This is a genomic window from Bacillus sp. EU52 (genome assembly GCF_037964975.1).
Taxonomy (GTDB): Bacteria; Bacillota; Bacilli; order Bacillales; family Bacillaceae; genus Bacillus; species Bacillus subtilis.
This window is the reverse complement of record NZ_CP150177.1, coordinates 2,083,347-2,104,041: the sequence shown is the minus strand read 5'-3', so window position 1 is coordinate 2,104,041 and position 20,695 is coordinate 2,083,347. Positions and strand designations below refer to the sequence as shown.

General features: G+C 42.6%; 29 protein-coding genes. 18 read left to right on the top strand and 11 right to left on the bottom strand.

Features of this window, described 5'->3' with window-relative positions:
• The first annotated feature begins 32 nt into the window (after positions 1–32).
• Entirely contained in the window at positions 33–257 is a 225-nt protein-coding gene (locus tag NSU05_RS10505; RefSeq protein ID WP_003231160.1) for a YozE family protein, read from the top strand.
• 147 nt (positions 258–404) lie between these two features.
• Positions 405–1,085 (top strand): hypothetical protein, encoded by a 681-nt coding sequence (locus NSU05_RS10500; RefSeq protein WP_014477102.1) that lies wholly within the window; start codon positions 405–407, stop codon positions 1,083–1,085.
• On the opposite strand, the gene NSU05_RS10495 is transcribed toward NSU05_RS10500, so the two are convergent.
• A complete protein-coding gene (locus NSU05_RS10495; protein ID WP_003231164.1) occupies positions 1,082–1,225 on the bottom strand; it encodes a hypothetical protein in 144 nt (47 codons plus the stop codon). The two genes, NSU05_RS10500 and NSU05_RS10495, sit on opposite strands and share 4 nt — an antisense overlap.
• Before the next feature lie 118 nt (positions 1,226–1,343).
• On the opposite strand from NSU05_RS10495, the gene NSU05_RS10490 reads away from it, so the two are divergent.
• The 3 genes from NSU05_RS10490 (at position 1,344) to yodL (ending at position 2,583) form a co-directional block, all read left to right on the top strand.
• Positions 1,344–1,520, top strand: coding sequence for a YozD family protein (locus NSU05_RS10490; protein WP_038429171.1), 177 nt, complete (start codon positions 1,344–1,346; stop codon positions 1,518–1,520).
• A 76-nt stretch (positions 1,521–1,596) separates the two neighbouring features.
• Positions 1,597–2,208 carry a phosphatidylglycerophosphatase PgpB gene (gene pgpB, locus NSU05_RS10485; protein WP_038429169.1) on the top strand — a complete coding sequence of 204 codons (612 nt, stop codon included), beginning with the start codon at positions 1,597–1,599 and terminating at the stop codon, positions 2,206–2,208.
• Between the two features lie 60 nt (positions 2,209–2,268).
• The gene (gene yodL / locus NSU05_RS10480; RefSeq protein WP_004399431.1) at positions 2,269–2,583 is read left to right on the top strand and encodes a shape determination protein YodL; all 315 of its coding nucleotides are present in this window, start codon (positions 2,269–2,271) and stop codon (positions 2,581–2,583) included.
• A 39-nt stretch (positions 2,584–2,622) separates the two neighbouring features.
• On the opposite strand, the gene NSU05_RS10475 is transcribed toward yodL, so the two are convergent.
• Positions 2,623–2,748 carry a hypothetical protein gene (locus NSU05_RS10475; RefSeq protein ID WP_003231174.1) on the bottom strand — a complete coding sequence of 42 codons (126 nt, stop codon included), beginning with the start codon at positions 2,746–2,748 and terminating at the stop codon, positions 2,623–2,625.
• 201 nt (positions 2,749–2,949) lie between these two features.
• Here NSU05_RS10475 and deoD point away from each other — a divergent pair, with 201 nt between their 5' ends.
• Positions 2,950–3,651, top strand: a complete 702-nt coding sequence (gene deoD, locus NSU05_RS10470) for a purine-nucleoside phosphorylase (RefSeq protein ID WP_038429167.1) — start codon at positions 2,950–2,952, stop codon at positions 3,649–3,651.
• A gap of 82 nt (positions 3,652–3,733) precedes the next feature.
• Positions 3,734–4,555: an LD-carboxypeptidase LdcB gene (gene ldcB, locus NSU05_RS10465; RefSeq protein ID WP_038429165.1), complete on the top strand. Its 822-nt coding sequence runs from the start codon at positions 3,734–3,736 to the stop codon at positions 4,553–4,555.
• Between the two features lie 70 nt (positions 4,556–4,625).
• Here ldcB and NSU05_RS10460 read toward each other — a convergent pair whose 3' ends face one another.
• Together NSU05_RS10460 and NSU05_RS10455 are read right to left on the bottom strand one after the other, a co-directional pair.
• Positions 4,626–4,877 carry a hypothetical protein gene (locus NSU05_RS10460; protein ID WP_014477099.1) on the bottom strand — a complete coding sequence of 84 codons (252 nt, stop codon included), beginning with the start codon at positions 4,875–4,877 and terminating at the stop codon, positions 4,626–4,628.
• 87 nt (positions 4,878–4,964) lie between these two features.
• Entirely contained in the window at positions 4,965–5,666 is a 702-nt protein-coding gene (locus NSU05_RS10455; protein ID WP_015714112.1) for a class I SAM-dependent methyltransferase, read from the bottom strand.
• A 152-nt stretch (positions 5,667–5,818) separates the two neighbouring features.
• On the opposite strand from NSU05_RS10455, the gene ctpA reads away from it, so the two are divergent.
• Positions 5,819–7,219 carry a carboxy-terminal processing protease CtpA gene (ctpA, locus tag NSU05_RS10450; RefSeq protein ID WP_339203935.1) on the top strand — a complete coding sequence of 467 codons (1,401 nt, stop codon included), beginning with the start codon at positions 5,819–5,821 and terminating at the stop codon, positions 7,217–7,219.
• A gap of 33 nt (positions 7,220–7,252) precedes the next feature.
• Here ctpA and NSU05_RS10445 read toward each other — a convergent pair whose 3' ends face one another.
• Entirely contained in the window at positions 7,253–8,743 is a 1,491-nt protein-coding gene (locus tag NSU05_RS10445; RefSeq protein WP_038429161.1) for a sodium:solute symporter, read from the bottom strand.
• Entirely contained in the window at positions 8,743–8,943 is a 201-nt protein-coding gene (locus NSU05_RS10440) for a DUF3311 domain-containing protein (protein ID WP_038429159.1), read from the bottom strand. The genes NSU05_RS10445 and NSU05_RS10440 overlap by 1 nt, the downstream gene beginning before the upstream one ends.
• A 183-nt stretch (positions 8,944–9,126) precedes the next feature.
• Here NSU05_RS10440 and NSU05_RS10435 point away from each other — a divergent pair, with 183 nt between their 5' ends.
• On the top strand, positions 9,127–10,038 hold the full coding sequence (locus tag NSU05_RS10435; protein ID WP_038429158.1) for a ring-cleaving dioxygenase: 912 nt from the start codon (positions 9,127–9,129) through the stop codon (positions 10,036–10,038).
• Between the two features lie 15 nt (positions 10,039–10,053).
• The gene (locus tag NSU05_RS10430; RefSeq protein ID WP_038429155.1) at positions 10,054–10,656 is read left to right on the top strand and encodes an alpha/beta hydrolase; all 603 of its coding nucleotides are present in this window, start codon (positions 10,054–10,056) and stop codon (positions 10,654–10,656) included.
• Between the two features lie 42 nt (positions 10,657–10,698).
• On the opposite strand, the gene NSU05_RS10425 is transcribed toward NSU05_RS10430, so the two are convergent.
• Positions 10,699–11,307 (bottom strand): nitroreductase family protein, encoded by a 609-nt coding sequence (locus NSU05_RS10425; protein ID WP_003231196.1) that lies wholly within the window; start codon positions 11,305–11,307, stop codon positions 10,699–10,701.
• Between the two features lie 129 nt (positions 11,308–11,436).
• Between NSU05_RS10425 and yodB the strand changes: the two genes are divergently transcribed.
• Positions 11,437–11,775 (top strand): transcriptional regulator YodB, encoded by a 339-nt coding sequence (yodB, locus tag NSU05_RS10420; protein ID WP_004399427.1) that lies wholly within the window; start codon positions 11,437–11,439, stop codon positions 11,773–11,775.
• 404 nt (positions 11,776–12,179) lie between these two features.
• Here yodB and NSU05_RS10415 read toward each other — a convergent pair whose 3' ends face one another.
• On the bottom strand, positions 12,180–12,569 hold the full coding sequence (locus NSU05_RS10415; protein ID WP_021481482.1) for a tautomerase family protein: 390 nt from the start codon (positions 12,567–12,569) through the stop codon (positions 12,180–12,182).
• A gap of 364 nt (positions 12,570–12,933) precedes the next feature.
• On the opposite strand from NSU05_RS10415, the gene NSU05_RS10410 reads away from it, so the two are divergent.
• Complete coding sequence (locus tag NSU05_RS10410; protein WP_038429153.1) at positions 12,934–14,268, top strand: gluconate:H+ symporter; 1,335 nt, start codon at positions 12,934–12,936, stop codon at positions 14,266–14,268.
• 84 nt (positions 14,269–14,352) lie between these two features.
• Positions 14,353–14,589, top strand: coding sequence for a hypothetical protein (locus NSU05_RS10405; protein WP_004399366.1), 237 nt, complete (start codon positions 14,353–14,355; stop codon positions 14,587–14,589).
• Between the two features lie 33 nt (positions 14,590–14,622).
• Here the strand turns inward: NSU05_RS10405 and gerT are convergent, their stop codons facing one another.
• Positions 14,623–15,096, bottom strand: a complete 474-nt coding sequence (gene gerT, locus NSU05_RS10400; RefSeq protein ID WP_015383878.1) for a spore germination protein GerT — start codon at positions 15,094–15,096, stop codon at positions 14,623–14,625.
• A 98-nt stretch (positions 15,097–15,194) separates the two neighbouring features.
• Here gerT and rarD point away from each other — a divergent pair, with 98 nt between their 5' ends.
• From rarD to bshB2, 4 genes are all read left to right on the top strand, one after another.
• A complete protein-coding gene (gene rarD, locus NSU05_RS10395) occupies positions 15,195–16,091 on the top strand; it encodes an EamA family transporter RarD (protein ID WP_038429150.1) in 897 nt (298 codons plus the stop codon).
• Positions 16,092–16,166: 75 nt separating this feature from the next.
• On the top strand, positions 16,167–16,445 hold the full coding sequence (locus tag NSU05_RS10390; protein WP_038429148.1) for a hypothetical protein: 279 nt from the start codon (positions 16,167–16,169) through the stop codon (positions 16,443–16,445).
• The gene (locus NSU05_RS10385; RefSeq protein WP_003231213.1) at positions 16,442–16,792 is read left to right on the top strand and encodes a YojF family protein; all 351 of its coding nucleotides are present in this window, start codon (positions 16,442–16,444) and stop codon (positions 16,790–16,792) included. Before NSU05_RS10390 ends, NSU05_RS10385 begins: the two co-directional genes overlap by 4 nt.
• A gap of 18 nt (positions 16,793–16,810) precedes the next feature.
• Positions 16,811–17,476, top strand: a complete 666-nt coding sequence (bshB2, locus tag NSU05_RS10380; RefSeq protein ID WP_003231215.1) for a bacillithiol biosynthesis deacetylase BshB2 — start codon at positions 16,811–16,813, stop codon at positions 17,474–17,476.
• A 25-nt stretch (positions 17,477–17,501) separates the two neighbouring features.
• Here the strand turns inward: bshB2 and rsbRC are convergent, their stop codons facing one another.
• Both rsbRC and NSU05_RS10370 read right to left on the bottom strand, forming a co-directional pair.
• Positions 17,502–18,350 carry an RsbT co-antagonist RsbRC gene (gene rsbRC, locus NSU05_RS10375; protein ID WP_003231216.1) on the bottom strand — a complete coding sequence of 283 codons (849 nt, stop codon included), beginning with the start codon at positions 18,348–18,350 and terminating at the stop codon, positions 17,502–17,504.
• A 15-nt stretch (positions 18,351–18,365) separates the two neighbouring features.
• On the bottom strand, positions 18,366–19,724 hold the full coding sequence (locus NSU05_RS10370) for an MATE family efflux transporter (RefSeq protein ID WP_038429146.1): 1,359 nt from the start codon (positions 19,722–19,724) through the stop codon (positions 18,366–18,368).
• A gap of 265 nt (positions 19,725–19,989) precedes the next feature.
• On the opposite strand from NSU05_RS10370, the gene cdaS reads away from it, so the two are divergent.
• The gene (gene cdaS, locus NSU05_RS10365; protein WP_082098093.1) at positions 19,990–20,613 is read left to right on the top strand and encodes a cyclic di-AMP synthase CdaS; all 624 of its coding nucleotides are present in this window, start codon (positions 19,990–19,992) and stop codon (positions 20,611–20,613) included.
• Positions 20,614–20,695 lie beyond the last annotated feature (82 nt).

Below are 20,695 nucleotides of genomic sequence, written 5' to 3'. Positions count from 1 at the left end.
CAACAAAAGACAGACACCAGGAGGGGAAACCCATGAAATCCTTTTATCACTATTTATTGAAATACAGGCACCCTAAGCCGAAGGACAGCATCAGTGAATTTGCCAATCAGGCGTATGAGGATCACAGCTTTCCAAAAACATCTACCGATTATCATGAAATCAGTTCATATTTGGAGCTGAATGCTGATTACCTTCACACGATGGCGACGTTTGATGAAGCTTGGGATCAATACGAGTCTGAAGTGCACGGCAGATAATAGCTGTTTCATCCGCAGATCACTGCGGATTTTTTTATGTCCCCCATACTATAATTGGATATTTCCTTTGGTTTTCATGCCCATGCGAATTGGCTTCACCCGGCATACGATAGCGTATGAGAAATGTTGCGGCGAGGGGGAGACACCATGAAGCAAAATAAACCGAAATTCCAAGTAGGGGATATCGTAGTCGTCATTATGTATGGAACAGTCGGCACCATCACAAAAGTGCACCAAATTGATAAACACTATCTTTATGAAGTCAATCATAACGAAGTTTTATACTTTGAATCATCTATTCAGCTTTATAAAGATTATGAGGGTGTCATTGTCGACATGGAGAAGCTTGATATTGAGTATGAATTCCTTATTGGGGACGTTGTTTATGTAAAAGATTATGGAAAAGAACTCTTTCGCATTATCGGCCATAGAACAGAAATTTGGAGATATTTAGAAGATGGCTGGGAAGATATCATTTATGAACTGACCCGTTTAAAGGATGGAGAGTGGCTTGAAACGGAGGAAGAGGATCTCACGCTGGTGCTTAGAAAATATGAAATGGACCAGTTTGTGCATCAGCTGTTGTTTGTCCATTATGTCGGAGAAACTGGCCATGAGATCGGCGAAGATATCGCATCGTCTGCTCTTCTTCAGTTTGAAGGCGATGATGAAGATCAAGATACCCTTCACATCCTTGCTGTGTCAATTGTTGATGAGCTTCTGGATATTTATAATGACTACAAAATACTGTACGAAATGTTTCAGGATGAAGAATATAAAGACATGATGATGTTTGTTTTGGAAAGTTTAAAAGAGCATTTCAGTTAGTTTGTGAACATACGGATCAAGACATATAAAAAATATGGCAGACAGCCCCAAATCATCACACGCGTCATTCCTTTGAGCGTTTTTTCCATTATGATATCAAATCTTTCTCCGTCCAGTGCTTCCATCATTTTAGCAATCATAGCGTCAGCCTCCCATGGCTCGTTTTTTATTCAATATATGACTGAAAGAATTGTTTAGAACACCGGGTATAATTCAGCCTGTTTTTTCATAAAACATAAAAAAGGAGGCGGTACGGAGATGAAAGAAATAGATCTTGTGATTGATACGGAAGAAATCGCTGAATTTTTTTACAGAGAGCTTGCAAGACGGGGCTACATACCGAGTGAGGATGAGCTGTTTGAAATCGCTGATATTACCTTTGATTATTTGATAGAAAAATGTATGATAGATGAAGAGCTGGATGAAGGTGAGTGAGGCTTAAAACCGGAGCGGTCAGCTCCGGTTTTATTATTCGTGTTCTATGACTTCTGTGAAAATTGAGGTGGTTAAATTGTACAAGCCCGTTAGTTTGTTTCTTTTCTTTCTCATTCTAGCTGCGGCCATTCATACAAATGCTGTTCAATCTGCAGATGAAGCAATAAGCAAGGCAGCTGTTTTGATCCGTCAGCCATGGCTTAATGAAGTCATGACGGGGATCACGCATCTTGGTGCTTCTTCTTTTCTGCTCCCTCTAATTGTCATCATTGGAGCAGGCATGTTTTTCTACAGAAAAACATGGGACGGCCTGTTGATGCTCTTAGTATTCGGCACAGATCGGCTGTTAAACAAAGTCTTAAAAGAATGGATCGAAAGAGTGAGGCCTGATTTTGCACCGCTGGTTCATGAATCATCCTTCAGTTTTCCGAGCGGCCATTCCATGAATGCTGCTTGTGTCTATCCTGCTATTGCTTACTTTTTAGTGAAACACCTCCCGTTTTTGTCCAAGCATAAAAAAATGGTATATATCATAGCCGGTGTAATTGCTGTTTTAGTCGGCATAAGCAGAGTGTATCTGGGGGTTCATTTTGTGACGGATGTGTTAGGCGGCTTTAGCCTCGGCTTGCTTCTGTTTTTCCTAGTAAAAGGTTTTGACGAAAAGATTAAGCGGTTTCGACAAAAATAGAGAGAGGAAAACACAGCAAAAACGCCAATATGTTAAAGAAATAAGAGGGAGGGGATCTTGATGATGTTATCCGTGTTTAAAAAGAAGTCTTGTTCCTATGACGTGACAATATTTCAGACACCCCGGTTTGGCGAAAAAAAGGGCTACAGAGCCGTCTATCGAACTGAACTGAACGGGAGCGATCATCAAGACGTGCTGAAAAGAGCATTCTCTTTGTTTAATGTATTCGACACTGTTCCGAGTGATTATGATGCAAGATTCATGGCCACAGGGGACGTGATCCTGATTGACGAGGGCAGAAAAGGGAAAACATATTATCAACTGCTTCCCGCCGGCTGGAGGAAAATCAATCGTCTGATTGTACAAACGACATAATGAAAAGAAAACTGCGGAAACCCGCAGTTTTCTGCAGTTTTAAGGCTTGCGTTTGGCAGCAGAATATTCTTTCCCGTGTGCTTCTTCAGCTGCAATGATATCTTTTTCAGGTATATGATTGTTCTTTTTTTGGCCGGTGATCCGGTTACGATGTTTTTTACCCATGTCCTACCCCTCCTTCCTGCGGTTAGGTTTTCAAATTAACACCCCGATTATCCGTTTTTCTGAGGAAGTGCCTAACAGATCCTCGAACATTTCTTTTTTCGACATATTCCTTTATAATCAATGCTGAAGTTTGTTTCATCATGACATTCGTTGTAAAATGGACGGGCTGGATGATAATTTAGATTTACAGGAGGATATGAGATGAGTGTACATATAGGTGCTGAAAAAGGACAAATTGCGGATACTGTGCTTTTGCCGGGAGATCCTCTCAGAGCAAAATTTATTGCAGAAACGTATCTTGAAAATGTAGAATGCTACAATGAAGTCAGAGGCATGTATGGATTTACGGGTACATATAAAGGTAAAAAAATCTCAGTACAAGGCACGGGAATGGGCGTTCCGTCTATTTCAATTTATGTGAATGAATTAATTCAAAGCTACGATGTGCAAAATCTAATAAGAGTCGGTTCCTGCGGCGCTATTCGTAAAGATGTCAAAGTGCGAGACGTCATTTTGGCGATGACCTCCTCAACTGATTCACAAATGAACAGAGTTGCTTTCGGAAGCGTTGATTTTGCGCCTTGCGCAGATTTCGAGCTTTTAAAAAATGCCTATGATGTCGCAAAGGATAAAGGTGTGCCGGTGACTGTAGGAAGCGTATTTACAGCTGACCAGTTCTACAATGACGATTCGCAAATTGAAAAACTTGCAAAATACGGTGTGCTTGGCGTTGAAATGGAAACAACTGCATTGTATACATTAGCAGCGAAGCACGGAAGAAAAGCCCTGTCAATTCTCACCGTGAGTGATCACGTATTAACAGGAGAAGAAACGACAGCGGAAGAGCGTCAAACGACATTTCATGATATGATAGAAGTGGCTTTACATTCCGTATCACAATAAAATATATCAAGAGGCGTGCTGGGTGCCGGCAGCCTCTTCTTTATGAATGCGGAAACGATTGATAAAAGGAAGGTAATGTAATATGAAAAAGTCCGGTAAATGGTTCTCACTGGCTGCCGCTCTGAGTGTAACGGCAATAGTCGGAGCCGGCTGCAGCATGTCGAACGGAGATGCTCAAAAGGATACGAAAAGCACAGCAGAAACAAAGCAAACAGAACAAAAAACAGCTGACAGCAAAAAATCAAACACTCAAAACAGTGAGTTTTCATTGGAAAGCCAGTATTTCAATGATATTAAAAAAGTCGATGGTCTGGAAACCATTCAAAATCCAGAAAATATACTCGCGCTTGTCAATAAACAATATGCACTGCCCGGAAACTATGAACCTAGCGATCTTGTCATACCAGATGTAGAGTTTTCTTTTGAAGAAAAGATTCAAAAACGTTACATCAGAAAAGAAGCGGCCGACGCATTAAAAACAATGTTCGATGCTGCCAAAAAGGAAGGCTATGAACTGGCAGCTGTCTCAGGGTACCGTTCGTATGACAGACAGAAAGTCATTTTTGACAATGAAGTAAGCCTAAAAGGGGAAAAGAAGGCAAAGGAAGCGGTTGCTTACCCGGGTGAAAGCGAGCACCAAACAGGCCTCGCGATGGACATTTCGAGCCGGAGCAATGGCTTTGAGCTAAATGAAGCGTTCGGAAGCACGGCAGACGGGAAATGGGTGCAGGACAATGCTTATAAATATGGCTTTATCATTCGCTATCCGAAAAATAAAGAAGATATCACGAAATATGAATATGAGCCATGGCATCTGCGCTATGTAGGCAAAAAAGCCGCAAAGGTCATCCAAGATAATGATTTAACGCTTGAAGAGTACTTTGAAAAAGTGAAGAAAATTTAAAATGAAAAGCCCGCTTACACTAGATAAGCGGGCTTCATTGTGTCTGGTGAATCTAGCATTTGTTCTATGCTTACCAGAAGAATAAACCAGCAAGAGCGACCCCTGTAATTAAACCGAGGGAAATACCGTAAGCTGCTCCGTATCCCCAATAACCGCCCCAATATCCGTAACCGAAACCTCTTGGCCCTCCGCCGGTCGGAGCTATAAAAACTCTGTCTCTTGTTACACGGGTAATTCTGCCGACGTGAACTCTCCCGCCTCTCTCTGTAATTCTGACGACTTTACCTTGATGGTTTTTGCAAAGATGATAATATCTCTCCAATATTGTTCCCCTCCTATCCTGACTTTCTATCAGCATATGATAGATAGGAAAAAAAGGTTGGACGAAAACAGGGGGCGATACGCCGTTTTACTTGTACGCGATAAAAATACAATGACCCATGTACTCACTATATAACTGCATGAGCTGATAATGTGTTTGAAGCGTATCGTAATAGATGGGATCAATCGTTTGCGATAAATCCATTTCTGTGGTTGGTTCAAATTCCATGTCTTCCGGAAGAAGTGTCATCGCTTCTGTTTTTTGAAAGCCATAGGATCTTAGGAGTTTATGCCATTCGCTTTCTTCATGTAAGCAAGTAAATCCGTAAAAATCCATCATTTGCTTCTTTTCTGCAGGGGGCATCGGTTTTTTTAAAGCAGCTTCGATACCAATCAGCATCCCGCCGGGTTTTAAAACTCTTGAAATTTCTTGAAGAGAGGATGTCAGGCGTGAAAAACTGAGGACCGATTCTGACAGGACGCAGGAAAAGGACTCAGAAGAAAACGGGAGATGTTCCAGCTCCGCCTGATATGCAGGGATGGCAAGCCCTTCATTCGCAAATCTTTTTTTCGCTTTCTCAAGCATAATAGGATCTTTATCAACGACTGTTACAGGATACAGCAAATGTCCTAAATAAGCCGCCGTTTGCCCTGTTCCGCATCCGGCATCAAGAATCGGCTGATCCGGGGAGGGCGCAGCCTTTTGCAAGACCGCTTTTGAAAAAGCCAGCCCGCCTGGGTGCGCCCCTGCGACACCGAATAAGGACAGCATTTCTAAATATCGGCTCAATATCGAATCCTCCTTTTTCCTTATCATATGTCGTATAAAGACATAGGTTTATGAAAAGCAAAAGAAGGGCGTTTCTCTTTCATTTCTGCTCCGAGTTGACGAATAAGAATTCGTCCATGATAATAATGTAAGAAGAAAAAGGTGGTGTTTAATTGAAACGGCAATTAAAACTGTTTTTTATTGTGCTGATCACTGCAGTTGTCGCTTCGGCGCTTACTTTATTTATTACGGACAATTCCAGTATCCTGGGCCAAAAATCAGCAAGCACAGGAGACAGCAAGTTCGACAAATTAAATAAAGCGTATGAGCAAATCAAAAGTGATTATTACCAAAAAACAGATGATGACAAATTAGTAGACGGAGCAATTAAAGGAATGATTCAATCACTGGATGATCCGTATTCTACATATATGGATCAAGAGCAAGCGAAATCATTCGACGAGACGATTTCAGCATCTTTTGAAGGAATCGGAGCCCAAGTAGAGGAGAAAGACGGAGAAATCCTTATTGTATCCCCAATTAAAGGTTCACCTGCTGAAAAAGCCGGTATCAAACCGAGGGACCAAATCATTAAGGTAAATGGAAAAAGCGTAAAAGGCATGAATGTAAATGAAGCCGTCGCTTTAATCCGAGGCAAAAAGGGCACAAAGGTGAAGCTTGAACTGAACAGAGCGGGAGTGGGGAATATCGATCTTTCCATTAAGCGTGATACCATTCCTGTAGAGACTGTCTATTCAGAGATGAAAGACAACAACATCGGAGAAATTCAAATCACTTCTTTCTCTGAAACAACAGCTAAAGAGCTGACAGATGCGATTGACAGTTTAGAGAAAAAAGGCGCCAAAGGCTATATTTTAGACTTGAGAGGCAACCCGGGCGGCTTAATGGAACAGGCGATTACGATGAGCAACCTGTTCATTGATAAAGGGAAAAACATCATGCAGGTTGAATACAAAAACGGTTCAAAAGAAGTCATGAAGGCCGAAAAAGAACGGAAAGTGACCAAGCCGACCGTCGTTTTAGTAAATGACGGTACAGCAAGCGCAGCCGAAATTATGGCCGCTGCCCTTCATGAATCGTCAAACGTACCGTTAATCGGCGAGACGACATTCGGCAAAGGTACAGTACAAACGGCAAAAGAATATGATGATGGCTCTACTGTCAAACTGACAGTTGCCAAATGGCTGACTGCTGACGGCGAATGGATTCACAAAAAAGGCATCAAGCCTCAAGTGAAAGCTGAGCTGCCTGATTACGCGAAGCTGCCGTATTTGGACGCAGATAAAACGTACAAATCAGGTGATACAGGCACAAACGTTAAAGTGGCTCAGAAAATGCTCAAAGCACTTGGTTACAAGGTAAAGGTTAACAGTACGTATGACCAGGATTTTGTATCTGTCGTCAAACAGTTCCAGAAAAAAGAGGAGCTGAAAGAAACAGGCATACTGACTGGCGATACAACAACGAAATTAATGATAGAACTTCAAAAGAAGCTGTCTGATAATGATACGCAAATGGAAAAGGCAATTGAAACACTGAAAAAAGAAATGTAAAAAAACCATACGCGGCTGCCGCGTATGGTTTTTTTATGCGCCCTTTTGATTTGGATTAGCGTCTTGTTTTTTGCCAAATAAACCTTCAATGACAGGATTGGATCCCGCGTTTTTAACGAACAGCGGATTCAGGATAACCACAGTGATCATGTTGGCGGCCAATCCCCAGAATCCTTCATAAATGCCATGTGCGGATTGAGTGATATACACAATAAACGTAACCGCAAGGCCGGCTAATAATCCGATAACCGTTGCTTCTTTCGTTTGGTTTTTCCAGAACAGGCTGACAGCGATCGCAGGGAAGATTTGCACCATACCGGATACACCTAATAGCTGAAGTGTCACTAAGGCAGTCGGAAACAGCATTCCAAACAGAAGCGCAAGACCGATGACAACAAAGACCATTGAACGTGTGACGAGTGTCAGCTTGTTTTGCGACACATTCGGATGAATCAAATCCCGGTATAGGTTGTTGGCGAATAAATTCGATGCGCCGATTGCCATAATGGAACAAGGTATTAATGAAGCAAGAGCGATAGTGGCATATGCAAAGCCTTGTGCCACGCCGCCGTAAGATGTTTGAATCAAATGCAGCAGCGCCAGCCTTGGATTTGTATCTTCCGGCAGGACAAGAAAGGCGATAAAGCCAAGAAAAATAACCAATATTAACACAATATTGTAAAGCGGCAAAAACATGCTGTTTTTTCTTACTGCATCAGCGCTTTTCGCCGTGAAAACACCTGTAGCGGCATGCGCCCACATAAAAAGTGCCAGAGCGGAAACAATAGATGCTGTGATAAACCAAGGGATGCCTTTTGGCCCTTCTGCAGGTATCGTCAGCATTTGCGGCGCTTCCTTCACTAACGTGTCAATCATCGGTGTCCAGCCGTTAAAATGAATGAGAGGGAGGGACACCACCATAAACAGCATAATGACCCATACTAAAATGTCCTTAATGATGGCTGTATATGTGGGCCCTTTAATCCCGCTGAAGAATGTGTAAAGAGCAACAAGAATAAATGAAATGATCACAACGAATTTTACGTTAATATATCCAGTGCCGGCAACCTGAAGCGTGTCTTGAATGCCGCTCAGCTGAAGGCATATGTACGGAATAAGCATGAGTACCCCGACGATGGCAACGAGGCTTGCCAAAAGCTTACTGTTAAAACGTTCCCGGGCATAATCCGCGAGTGTTGTTAATTTATGAATTTTCGCAACTTTCCAAAGTTTCGGCAAGAAGAAGTAGGCGATAAAGTAGGCCAACACAGAATAAGGAATGGCGAAAAATGCAACACTTCCGCCTGTAAAAGCAGTACTGGTCAACCCTAAGAAAGTATAGGCCGTATAAAGGTCAGCGCCTACTAAAAACCAGACGAGAAGACCGCCGAAGCGTCTGCCGCCGACAGACCATTCTTCCACAGAAGTGCGTGAGGATTTGTCTCTTCCGGCGAGAAAGCCGATACAGACAACGGTTAAAACAATAATAGCAGTAATGAGAAGTGCAGTCAGATTCCCTTGCATTATTCAAGTCCTCCATCTTTTTTTTGCATCTGATAAATGCCAAACGAGCATAACGGCGTAACAATAATCCACAGCAGCAGCCAAAAGTGGAAAAACGGCAGGCCGAACATAATCGGTTCTATTCGATTCACAAGCGGCAAAAGCGTGAGCTGAACGAATGGCAAAAGAATGAGAATAACAATAAGTGCTTTTTTAACCATTTACTTTCCTCCTGAAACATGATAATGCTCACTATAATAGCAGTTGTAAGAAAAGATCACAAGATAATTATTAGAAAAAAATGATTTTTTCAATTATTTAATCAAAACACATGGTTTGCATCCTTTTCAATAAAGGTTTAAAATAATAAATATCTTGAAACCGAGATAAATAGGAGTGAGAAAATGAAAACAGAAGGATTGCACCATGTCACAGCATTCGCCAGAGATCCGCAAGAAAACTTGCGATTTTATACAGAAGTGCTTGGGCTCAGGCTTGTTAAAAAAACAGTAAACTTTGATGATCCCGGAACGTATCATTTTTACTTTGGGAATCAAAACGGAGATCCCGGTACAATAATGACCTTTTTTCCGTTCCAAGGAAGCGGACAGGGAACGGTAGGAAAAGGCCAAGCGGGCCGGGTGTACTTTTCAGTTCCCTCAGGCTCCCTGTCTTTTTGGAAGGAGCGTCTTGAGAAAAGCGGGCTGAGCCTAGAGGAAAAAACGTTGTTTGGTGAAAAAGGTCTTATTTTTGATGATACAGAAGACCTTCCGCTGGCGATCATGGAGGATGCGAAAAGCGGCAAAAGCGAGTGGACGCCTGACGGGATCACAACAAATGAAGCAATTACGGGAATGAAAGGTGTGCTGCTATATTCCTACGACCCGCAGGCGACCATACAATTGTTAACGGAAAGCTTTGGATACACCAAAGTGGCCGAAGAAGACCAGATTGTCAGACTGGCAACCTCAGCGGCCGTCGGCGGTGTCATTGATGTCCATTTACACCCTGAAAAAAGAGGAGTCGGAGGATATGGTACGGTACACCATGTAGCGTTTCGGACAAAGAAAAACGAACAGGCGAAATGGCTGCCGATTATTGCTGAAAACCATCTGCCTTCGTCAGAAATTCTCGACAGGGAATACTTTACATCAGTTTATTTCAGGGAGAAAGGCGGTATCTTATTTGAAATTGCCACAGATGAACCAGGCTTTATGACAGATGAAACGTTTTCTGAGCTAGGGACTTCCTTAAAACTGCCTGAATGGCTGGAGAAACATAGACAACAAATTACAGACGTTTTACCTGAACTTTAAAAGGGGGAATTTATAATGAAGCATATTTATGAAAAAGGAACATCTGACAACGTACTTTTGCTGTTGCATGGCACGGGCGGTAATGAACACGATCTGCTTTCATTGGGGCGGTTTATAGACCCTAATGCTCATTTGCTTGGTGTCAGAGGATCGGTGCTTGAAAATGGAATGCCGCGATTTTTCAAACGTCTGAGTGAAGGAGTTTTTGATGAAAAAGATCTTGTGGTGCGGACAAGAGAATTGAAAGATTTTATCGACGAGGCTGCAGAAACGCATCAGTTTGATCGCGGCAAAGTGATTGCAGTCGGATATTCAAATGGCGCAAACATTGCGGCAAGCCTGCTTTTTCATTATAAAGATGTGTTAAAAGGGGCTATTCTGCATCATCCAATGGTTCCGATTCGGGGTGTCGAGCTGCCTGATATGGCGGGGCTCCCTGTTTTTATCGGTGCCGGGAAATACGACCCTCTCTGCACGAAGGAAGAATCAGAAGAGCTTTACCGCTATTTGCGTGACAGCGGGGCATCAGCCTCCGTTTTCTGGCAGGACGGGGGCCATCAGCTGACTCAGCATGAAGCTGAACAGGCTCGTGAATGGTACAAAGAGGCGATTGTATAAAAAAACCTTAGTCCGGATTTCGGACTAAGGTTTTTCATATCCTTACAGCCAAGTTGATACTTTTGAAAGCGGCAGACGGTTGCTTTGATGCGCAGGCTTCACTGCTTTGCCGATTGAAATAAGCATAACCGGAACATAGCGCTCACTGATATCAAATTGCTTTTGGAACTGCTCTTTGTTAAATCCGCCGATTGCGCAAGTGTCATAACCTTTTGCTTTTGCGGCAATCATAAGCTGCATAGCAGCTAAAGAAGCATTTAAGAAAGCGGAATCACGTGCGAATTGCTCGCTTTGGTAAGCACCGTTGATTTGGCCGAGCAATGTTTGTTTGATTTCATCCGTAATATAGCCTTGGCTTGCTAATTCAGCATAAACTTCTTCACCGTTTTCATTTGCCTTTAAATCGCCTAAAATGGCAACAACAGCAGAAGACTCAACGATTTGTTTTTGATTATACGCTACAGGAAGAAGCTCCGCTTTTGATTCATCGCTGTGGAATACTGTAAAATGCCAATGCTGAAGGTTCCAAGCAGAAGGCGCTTTAGTGGCAAGGTCTAATAGCTCAGTCAGCTCCTCCTTAGAGATCGGGGCATTTGTATCATATTCCTTTACAGATGCACGTGCTTTTAAAACATCCAGAGTATTCGTCATAGTGTTTCCTCCTTCGGATAAACGTGGTATGATAATAGAAAAGTTAGAAGCTTACTAAATGTAACTTGAAAGATTATTGTAATGGATCATTGAATACATGTCAATCAATAGATGAAGGGATGAAGACTTGTGGGAAATACGATGTGCCCTAAAATGGAATCCGCATTCTCATTGCTGGGAAAACGATGGAACGGTCTGATCATCCATGTGCTAATGGATGGGCCGAAACGGTTTAAAGAGATAACGGAAACAATACCGATGATCAGCCAAAAAATGTTGGCAGAGCGCTTGAAGGAGCTTGAACAAAACGAGATTGTCGAACGGCAGGTTCTCCCTGAAACGCCGGTCAAAGTCATCTACACGCTGACTGAAAAAGGAACAGCGCTTCAAGCTGTATTTCAAGAGATGCAGGCATGGGCCGATCAATTTTGCGAGCCTGGTGACACAGTGTGTGAAGAAGAGAAATAAGGAAAGCGGCGTCTGAAAAAGAGCCTTTGTTTCCATGGTGAGTCATGTAAGTACGGTTCACACCCGTTTACATGACTTTTTATATTTGTCAGACTGATATTTCCGGATTGGCAAAAGTGTCATGTGCATATGAAGGGGATATATAAAATAGGAAATGATCAATAAGCTATAACATCCAACCTATTGTAAATGGGGATTATGATGTATCTTATTATGCAAATCAACAAAATTTTATATTTTCGGCCAAAACCCAGTCAGCTTCCAATTGGCATTTAAACCGGATATAAAAGGAAATCCAGGTTTTTCGTATTGCTGGATGCTTCTATACTGATGACTTCCGCATTTATGAAAAAAGAGAGAGCTTCTTTGGAGCTCTCTCTTTTTTTTTGTGGGGAGACGAAATCTTATAGTTTTCCATTCAAAAATTGCGCCTCACCGAGACCGAAACTCCAGTCTGCGTCACCATTCTCAGTAATAGATACCATGAGGTCTTCAGGGGAAATTCCGCATTTTTCTTCTAGCCTTTCAGCAAGCAGAGCATACAATTTTTCCTTTTGGCTTTCGGTTCTTGCTTTGCTTGTCATGCTAATGATGACCATATCCTTGGTTCTCTGAAACCCTAATCCCGTATCCTGGATTATAAGCTCGTTTGCGGGATGCTGATGGACAATTTGATAACGGTCTCTTTCCGGAACACCAAACGCTTCAACCATCGCTTGGTGAGCAGTATCTAATAACAATTGCAGCGATTTTTCGTCACGGCCTTCAATTACATCAAAACGCAATAATGGCATGTGTACTCCTCCTCTTGTGAAGTTGTTATCCGTCTGTTCTCATATTGTCTCGTTTGCTTTCAGACAATGGAGAGATATAATGATTTGCAGTCAACTTTAAAAAACATAACATATAACCAAAAGTTAATCAATATATAACTAATGAATCATAGGTTAGGCGGTAGATAATCGAGACAAGCTCATAAAAACGATTGACAGTCATTGATTAGGAGATTAGTATGAACATATTAGTTGATCAAAAGATAACAATCATATAACCAAGACGTTGTTATTTATAAATGAAAGCGTTTTCTATTCATCTAGGCATGAAAAGCGCCGAAACAATGTCGCGAGAATCATATAAAACACTTTTGGAGGGGTTTCCATGCCGATTTTAATTGTAGCTGTCGGAGTGCTGATTCTGTTATTTCTCATTATTAAAGTAAAATTAAATACCTTTGTCTCACTGATTGTCGTTTCATTTTTAGTAGCCATCGGACTTGGAATGGATATCAATAAAATTGTTCTTTCAATTGAGACTGGAATTGGCGGGCAGCTGGGGCATTTAGCTTTAGTGTTTGGACTTGGCGCGATGCTTGGGAGGCTTGTCTCTGATGCTGGGGGCGGCTACCGGATTGCCATTACGCTGATTGACAAATTCGGGAGGAAACGAATACAGGCGGCGGTTGTAGTTGCCTCTTTTATCATCGGTATTGCGCTGTTTTTTGAAGTGGGTCTTGTTCTGTTGATACCGATTGTTTACGCGATTGCTAAAGAATTAAAAATGCCTTTTCTGTATCTGGGAATCCCGATGGCCGCCGCCTTAAATGTTACTCACGGATTTTTGCCCCCGCATCCTGCTCCAACTGCTATCTCAGTTGCATACGGTGCTCATATTGGCCAGGTGCTGCTTTTTGGAATCATCATCGCTGTTCCGACAACTGTGATTGCCGGGCCTTTATTTAATAAATTTGCGATGAAACGTTTTCCTGGTGCGTATCAAAAGCATGGAAACTTATCGGGGTTAGGACCAAGGAAAGAATTTCAGCTGGATGAAACACCGGGCTTTGCGATCAGTGCTGTCACGTCTTTATTCCCGGTTATCTTTATGGCAATGGCAACAGTTTTTTCTTTATTATTGAATGAACATTCAAAAGGAAAAGACATTATAGAATTTATCGGCACTCCGGGAACGGCAATGCTCATTTCGCTGTTGCTTGCACTCTATACGATGGGATATGCCCGTAAAATATCTATGCAGGAAATCAGCAGATCTATTTCAGAATCAATTTCGCAAATTGCGATGATGCTGCTCATCATAGGAGGGGGAGGAGCGTTTAAACAGGTGCTGATTGACGGCGGGGTCGGCGATTATGTCGCTGATTTTTTCCGCCAAACAAACATGTCGCCGCTATTCGTTGCATGGACCATCGCCGCGGTTCTGCGTCTGTGTCTAGGCTCTGCTACCGTGGCTGCGCTTACCACAGCGGGAATGGCAGCTCCGCTTATGGAGGCTGGCAGTGTAAACCCCGCGTTAATGGTGCTTGCAACAGGAGCCGGCAGTGTCATTGCGTGTCATGTAAATGATGCAGGATTTTGGATGGTAAAGGAATTTTTCGGCTTGAGCATGAAAGAAACATTTCAAACCTGGACGCTGCTTACAACAGTTCTTTCGGTTACAGGGCTCGGCTGTGTGTTATTGGCAGGGCTTGTGATGTAACAATCATAGACAGTCCGTAGCCCAATCGTTTTTCTTCCTTACTGAATACTTTACGTATAGGCAGACATAAAGGAGGAAAAAATCATGTACCCTCATCATTCGTATTTACGCGGAATCCCAGGTCCAGCCGGATATCCGGCGCGTAGTCCTTTTTTGTTTGGCGCTCCTCTAGTCGGCGGTTTATTAGGCGGTTTTCTCGGGAGTGCGCTGTTTAACTATTCTCGTCCCTATGCCTATCCTCCTGGCCCTTATGGATACGGAGGCGGACCGTACGGTTTTGGTGCCGGCGTGCCATACGGGGGATATCCCGGCTTCTATTAATAAAAACGGCCTGCATCGATTGCAGGCCGTTTTTTATCGGATGATTTCTACCTCGGACATATTGTAGTCTTGCTGTTTTTGAAACATGACTTCCAGAAGGCCATCCTTATAGACGGCTTTTGTTCCTTTGCGTTTGACTAAACAAGGAAGATTTACTTTTTTCGGATGATCTGCTCTTGGGAAGTTTTCCAACCATAATTCGTGAGATGTGTGTTTGATTCTCACTTGTTCCAGCCATTCTTCGCTGATTGGCACCTTTACAAACACATGGTCTGCAGTTTCGAATATATCAATATCAGGTTTGACATCAGGTTTTGCATCAGGTTTGGCGGGCTGTTCTTTTTGGGGGAGAGGATCGCGGAAAGGAAATTGAGCCGCATAATCACTGCCGAACACACTTTCCATCACACGATTGACATACGTTTCAACTTCTTTCGGATCAGCTTTTTTTAATGCTTCTTTAGAAAATTGATTGTGGAAAGGAAAGTACTTGTTCCACTCAAACATTGTCTTCACATCCTTTCTTCACGGACAAAATAGTATATGCCCGCCAGATCTTTCACGTGATATAATATAAGATGCTCTAAAGAAAGGCAGGGATATAAATGCAATATTCAGAAACAAAAAAAGGCGTTATTTACACAGCCGTTTCCTTTATCATGTGGGGCCTGTTTCCGCTCTATTGGAAGCTTCTCGAACAGCTGCCGGCTCTTGATATTTTGGCTCATCGTATTATATGGTCTTTTGTTTTTATGTGTATCGTACTTTTTTTCTTGCGGCAATGGAAATTAGGATGGCAGGAACTGTGCTCTTTGAAAAAGAACGGAGGGATCCTCTCTTTATTTCTTGCTTCTATCCTGATTTCGATCAACTGGTTTGTATACATATGGGCTGTCAACCATGGCTTTTTGCTTGAGGCTAGTCTTGGCTATTACATTAATCCGCTTGTATCAGTGCTCCTTGGGATTTTATTTTTAAAGGAAAAACTGAATCGCCTGCAATTAGTGGCCGTTTCGATTGCGGCAGCCGGTGTCATCATCTCGGCGTTCCAATACGGCTCCATTCCTTATGTTGCGCTTCTGCTTGCATTCAGCTTTGGGCTGTACGGGTTAAGCAAAAAAAGAACAAGCCTGCCGAGCGCCATCGGCTTAACGCTGGAAACATTCATGATTATGCCCATTGCATTGGGGTATTTGCTGTTCAGCGGACATATTCAGCCAGCGGGTGCAGAAAGCGGAGGGACGTGGCTGCTTCTCTTTTTGGCCGGTGTGTTTACGGCTTTGCCGCTCTTATTGTTTGCGGAAGGAGCGAAACGGCTGCCACTGTATCAAGTCGGTATCTTACAATATATTGCGCCGACCATTACCCTTCTGATCGGGCTGTTTGTTTACCATGAGCCATTTTCAAGCTCGAAGGCTTTTACATTCAGCTGTATATGGGCTGCGCTGATCTTGTTTACGTTTTCACAAGTGAAGTGGAAACGGGCGTCAAAAAGCCATTGAGGCCTTTGGCTTTTCAGCTGATGCATATATTATGTATAATCATTTCATGTATGTAAGACATAAAGGAGCAAGACGATGGACAATGATAAAGAGATAGTGAAAGCCTATGCTTCACTTTGGAATAACCGATCTCTCGCACATGATGACGCAGAAGCGGTAGCAGAGGCGATTGATCTTGAGCTCTTGGATAAACGAACACATCCAAGACTCCGAAAACCGATGCTGGAAAAATATTTTGCCGCGATTCAGCGCGTTGTGAATTCACAGCTCGAACCGGCTGTGAAATATCAGCTGGTCAAATTACATACAGAACGTGCAGAGTATTTAAAAGAAGAAAGAGGGGAGCAATCATGAAAGCGATCATAAAAGAAGATGTGCAAGCATCTTTAGAACGATATGCGGACCGCCCTGTATATATCCATTTAGAAACCACCACAGGTTCTTATTCAGCGCACTTAAATGAAAAGAACATGACGGTTGTTGCGTATATTCGCAATGCAAAAGTTACTTATCATCAGGCAAAAATCAAAGGCAACGGGCCTTACCGCGTTGGCTTGAAAACAGAAGAAGGCTGGATTTATGCTGAAGGCTTGACTGAATACACGGTAGATGAAGAAAACCGTTTATTAATGGCGGGACACCTGCCGGGCGGTAAACTGGCTATTTCTCTGCAAATCAGCGAAAAACCGTTCACAGTTTAAAGAAAAGGGTGAATAATAATGAAAGAACATGTACTAGTAATCCTGCCTCACCCTGATGATGAATCATATGGAGTGGCAGGCCTCATTGCCTTAAACAGAAAAAAAGACATTCCCGTTACGTATGCCTGCGCCACTTTAGGTGAAATGGGCAGAAATATGGGCGATCCATTTTTCGCGAATCGGGAAACGTTGCCGCTGCTAAGAAAACAAGAGCTCATCAATGCTTGCAAAGAAATGGATATCAATGACCTTCGTATGCTTGGACTCCGTGACAAAACGCTCGAATTTGAAGACGATGAGTATTTAGCTGATATCATGGAAGAGATCATAGATGATGTAAAACCAAGTTTAATTGTCACATTTTATCCCGGACACGGTGTGCACCCTGACCATGATGCATGCGGGGAAGCGGTTATCCGTGCATTATATCGCAAAAAGAAAGAAGACCGTCCGCGTACAATCTGCATGGCCATTACCCGCAACAGAGAAGAGGTTCTCGGCGAAGCTGATGTCGTGCTTGATATCAAAGAAGTAGCTGATATTAAAATGAATGCGTTAAGAGCTCACCGCACACAAACAGAAGGCATGCTCAGAGAGCTTGAAGAGAAATTGAAAAATAATGAACCTGTTATGGCAACATGGTTTGAAGAAGAAATATATTGGACGTATCAATGGAATGATTAATCAAAAAGGTATAAGGCCTTAAGCCTTATACCTTTTTTAATTTTAAGTCCGATGCAATTGCTGAAGCGAGAGTGGATCTCAAGGAAATACCTTCGAAAGACAAACCTAGCTGAACCGCTGTTTGCGCGATTTCCGGACGGATTCCAGACAAAGTTGAAGAAACACCGATTAAACGAAGCGCCTCAATCAGACTGAACAGCTGATGGGCAACCATCGTATCAATCACAGCTACTCCTGACAAATCAATATACAGTTGTGTCACCTTTTTTTTCGCACATTGATGCAGTGTGTTTTCCATAATCAGCTTGGCGCGGACTGTATCAATATCTCCGATTAAAGGCAGCAGTCCGACGCTGTGAAACAGCACGATGACCGGAGCGCTCAATTCAGTAATCATATCTTTTTGGGCCTGAAGCTGAAGGCTTGTGTTTTTGTACATTTCTTCTATAAAAATATGAATCACAAGATCAAACGCTTTTATAAGGGCGTGATACAGGTCTTCGGCTTCTTCGCTTTTCACAGTATTCTGATTGAGATGGACAAATTCTTTCACATAGGAAACATATAAATCTCTCACTCTGACAAACTCCCGAATAATATAGTGGATAGGAGTTTTTAAATGCTCTTGATCCTGTGTGACTTCAAAGGCCCATTCTTTCAGTATAGGCAAGTATACGTCCTCATCATCTATAAAAATACGGTTTATTTTATAGTTAAAGGCAAGATTCTGGCTCTTTAAATTGTGAATGACAACAGGATCTGTTGAGGCATAAATGGAATTGGGATCAGTCTCCTCGATTGTTTCATACCACGTTGAACTGATGGTTTCCGCATGCTGGGAAAGATACTCGAATAATTTTTTGTTTTTTGCCATGATTGATCACCTCTTTTAAAAGTGTTGTTTTTGCGAATAACGTTTTTGCAGTTTTGCCAGCCTGAAAAACAGCCCAACTGCTCCGGCGGCGAGTCCTGCTATTAATCCAATCCAATAGCCGAATGCACCGAGGCTTGTAAACGTACCGACCATATAACCGACCGGAAGGCCAATGACCCAGTAAGAGACAAAAGCGGCCGCAAGCGTATAGTTCACATCTTTGTACCCTCTGAGTGCTCCCTGGATCGGTGCGGCAACAGCATCGGAAAGCTGAAAAAATAGCGCATAAATTAAAAAGTGCTGTGTCAGCCGGAGCACATCGGGGTCAGAAGTGTACATGCCCGCAATTTGCTCTCTGAATAAAAGGATACAGGCGGCAGTGAACAAAGAAAAGCCGATCGCCATCATGATGCCGATTAAGCTATATGAGCGTGCATCCTTAAAACGGGCTGCACCCGCTTCAAACCCGACAACAATTGTTAGAGCCATGGACACGCTGAGCGGCAGCATATATAAAAGAGACGCAAAATTCATGGCTGCCTGGTGGGACGCGATGGTCACTGTATGAAAATGGCTCATGAGAAGCGTGACAGCTGCGAAAATGCTCGTTTCAAAAAACACGGCGAACCCAATAGGCAGCCCGATTTTGAGCAAATTTTTGCATGCTTTCCAAGAGAACTTATACAAGGTAAGGAAAATCCCGTATTCAGAAAACGGTGCGTTTTTATGAATAATGAAAAAACTGATGATGCAGATACACCAATAAGTTAAAGCGGATGCCAGCCCCGCGCCGACACCCCCAAGTGCCGGCATTCCGAACTTCCCGAAGATAAATACATAATTCAATACAAAATTGATTGGAAGAGAACTGAGTGTAATCATCATGGTGACTCTCGTTTTTCCTAATGAGTCGATGAATGATCTTAACACGGTGTAAACAAATAAAGGGAAAATTCCCAGTGATAAAAAGCCTAAAAAGTGTTTAGCAATCTGATGCACGTGAATATCAAGGTTCAATCGGCCAAGAATAAGGTCAACTGCAGCATATCCAATCACTAAAACGGCGATGCTAAGAAGCGCGGCCACGTATACAGCCTGTAAAACAGTAAAGGGAATCTTCTGTTTTTTCTCTGCGCCTAATAACTGAGCGACAATCGGGGTGACCGCCATTAATATACCTGCAAGTCCTGTGTAAACAGGGGTCCAAAGGCTTGAGCCAATCGCGACACCCGCTAAATCAGCGGGGCTGACTTTCCCTGACATCACCGTATCTAGAAAAGTCATTAGAGAAAGCCCCGCTTGGGTAATGAATATCGGTATTAAAATGTGCAAGAGCTGTTTGATTTTTTCCCGGGCGTTTTGAGTTTCTTTCATACATTGATCTCCGTTTCTTTTTCATAACGAGAGAAATTATAACATTTTATGTATAAAAAGCAATGAACGCCGGGCCTATTCTTTTTTTGTTGGTTTCGTTTTTCTAAACATTTGGGCATAAATAAAAGAAAGCGAAATCACGCCTAAAAAGGTGCAAATATACTGAATGATTCTTTCGATTTCCATTCTTTACATCCCTCCTTTACCAATAGAATGTGCATCAATAAGATAAGCATTCGTGAAAAGTTGGAAATTTGAACAGGAGATGAAGATTATGCGCTATGAGCAGATATCAGAAAATGCGTTCAAGGAGAAAATACAGGTGTACCTAGAGCAAATATTAGGTGATGCATCTCTAATCTTGAAAACGCTTCACGAAAAAGACCAGTGTCTCCTTTGTGAATTAGATGAATTAGGGCACATTTTTCAGGACATGCAGGGGATTGCATCCTCCTTTTATTTGCAATCATACATTGAGGAATTTACGCCGGCATTTATTGAGCTGGCCAAGGCGATTAAAGCCTTATCGGAACATAAGCATGGAGCTTTAATTGTGATTGAAAGAGCAGACCCGGTTGAACATTTTATTCAAAAAGGCACCTCCCTACACGCCGAGATCAGCTCTTCATTAATTGAAAGCATCTTTTTTCCCGGAAACCCTCTTCATGACGGCGCTTTATTAGTGAGGGAAAACAAACTCGTGTCAGCAGCCAATGTGCTCCCGCTGACGACGAAGGAAGTGGATATCCATTTGGGAACCCGGCACCGGGCGGCTCTCGGTATGTCGGGCTATACGGATGCACTGGTGCTCGTGGTTTCAGAGGAAACAGGGAAGATGTCGTTTGCCAAAGACGGTGTATTATATCCGTTAATTTCACCAAGAACGTAAAAATAATAAAAAGGGCCTGATTAAGAATCCTATCATGAGACAAAATGACTGAATTCGTATCTTTATTAAAGCATTCGCTTCT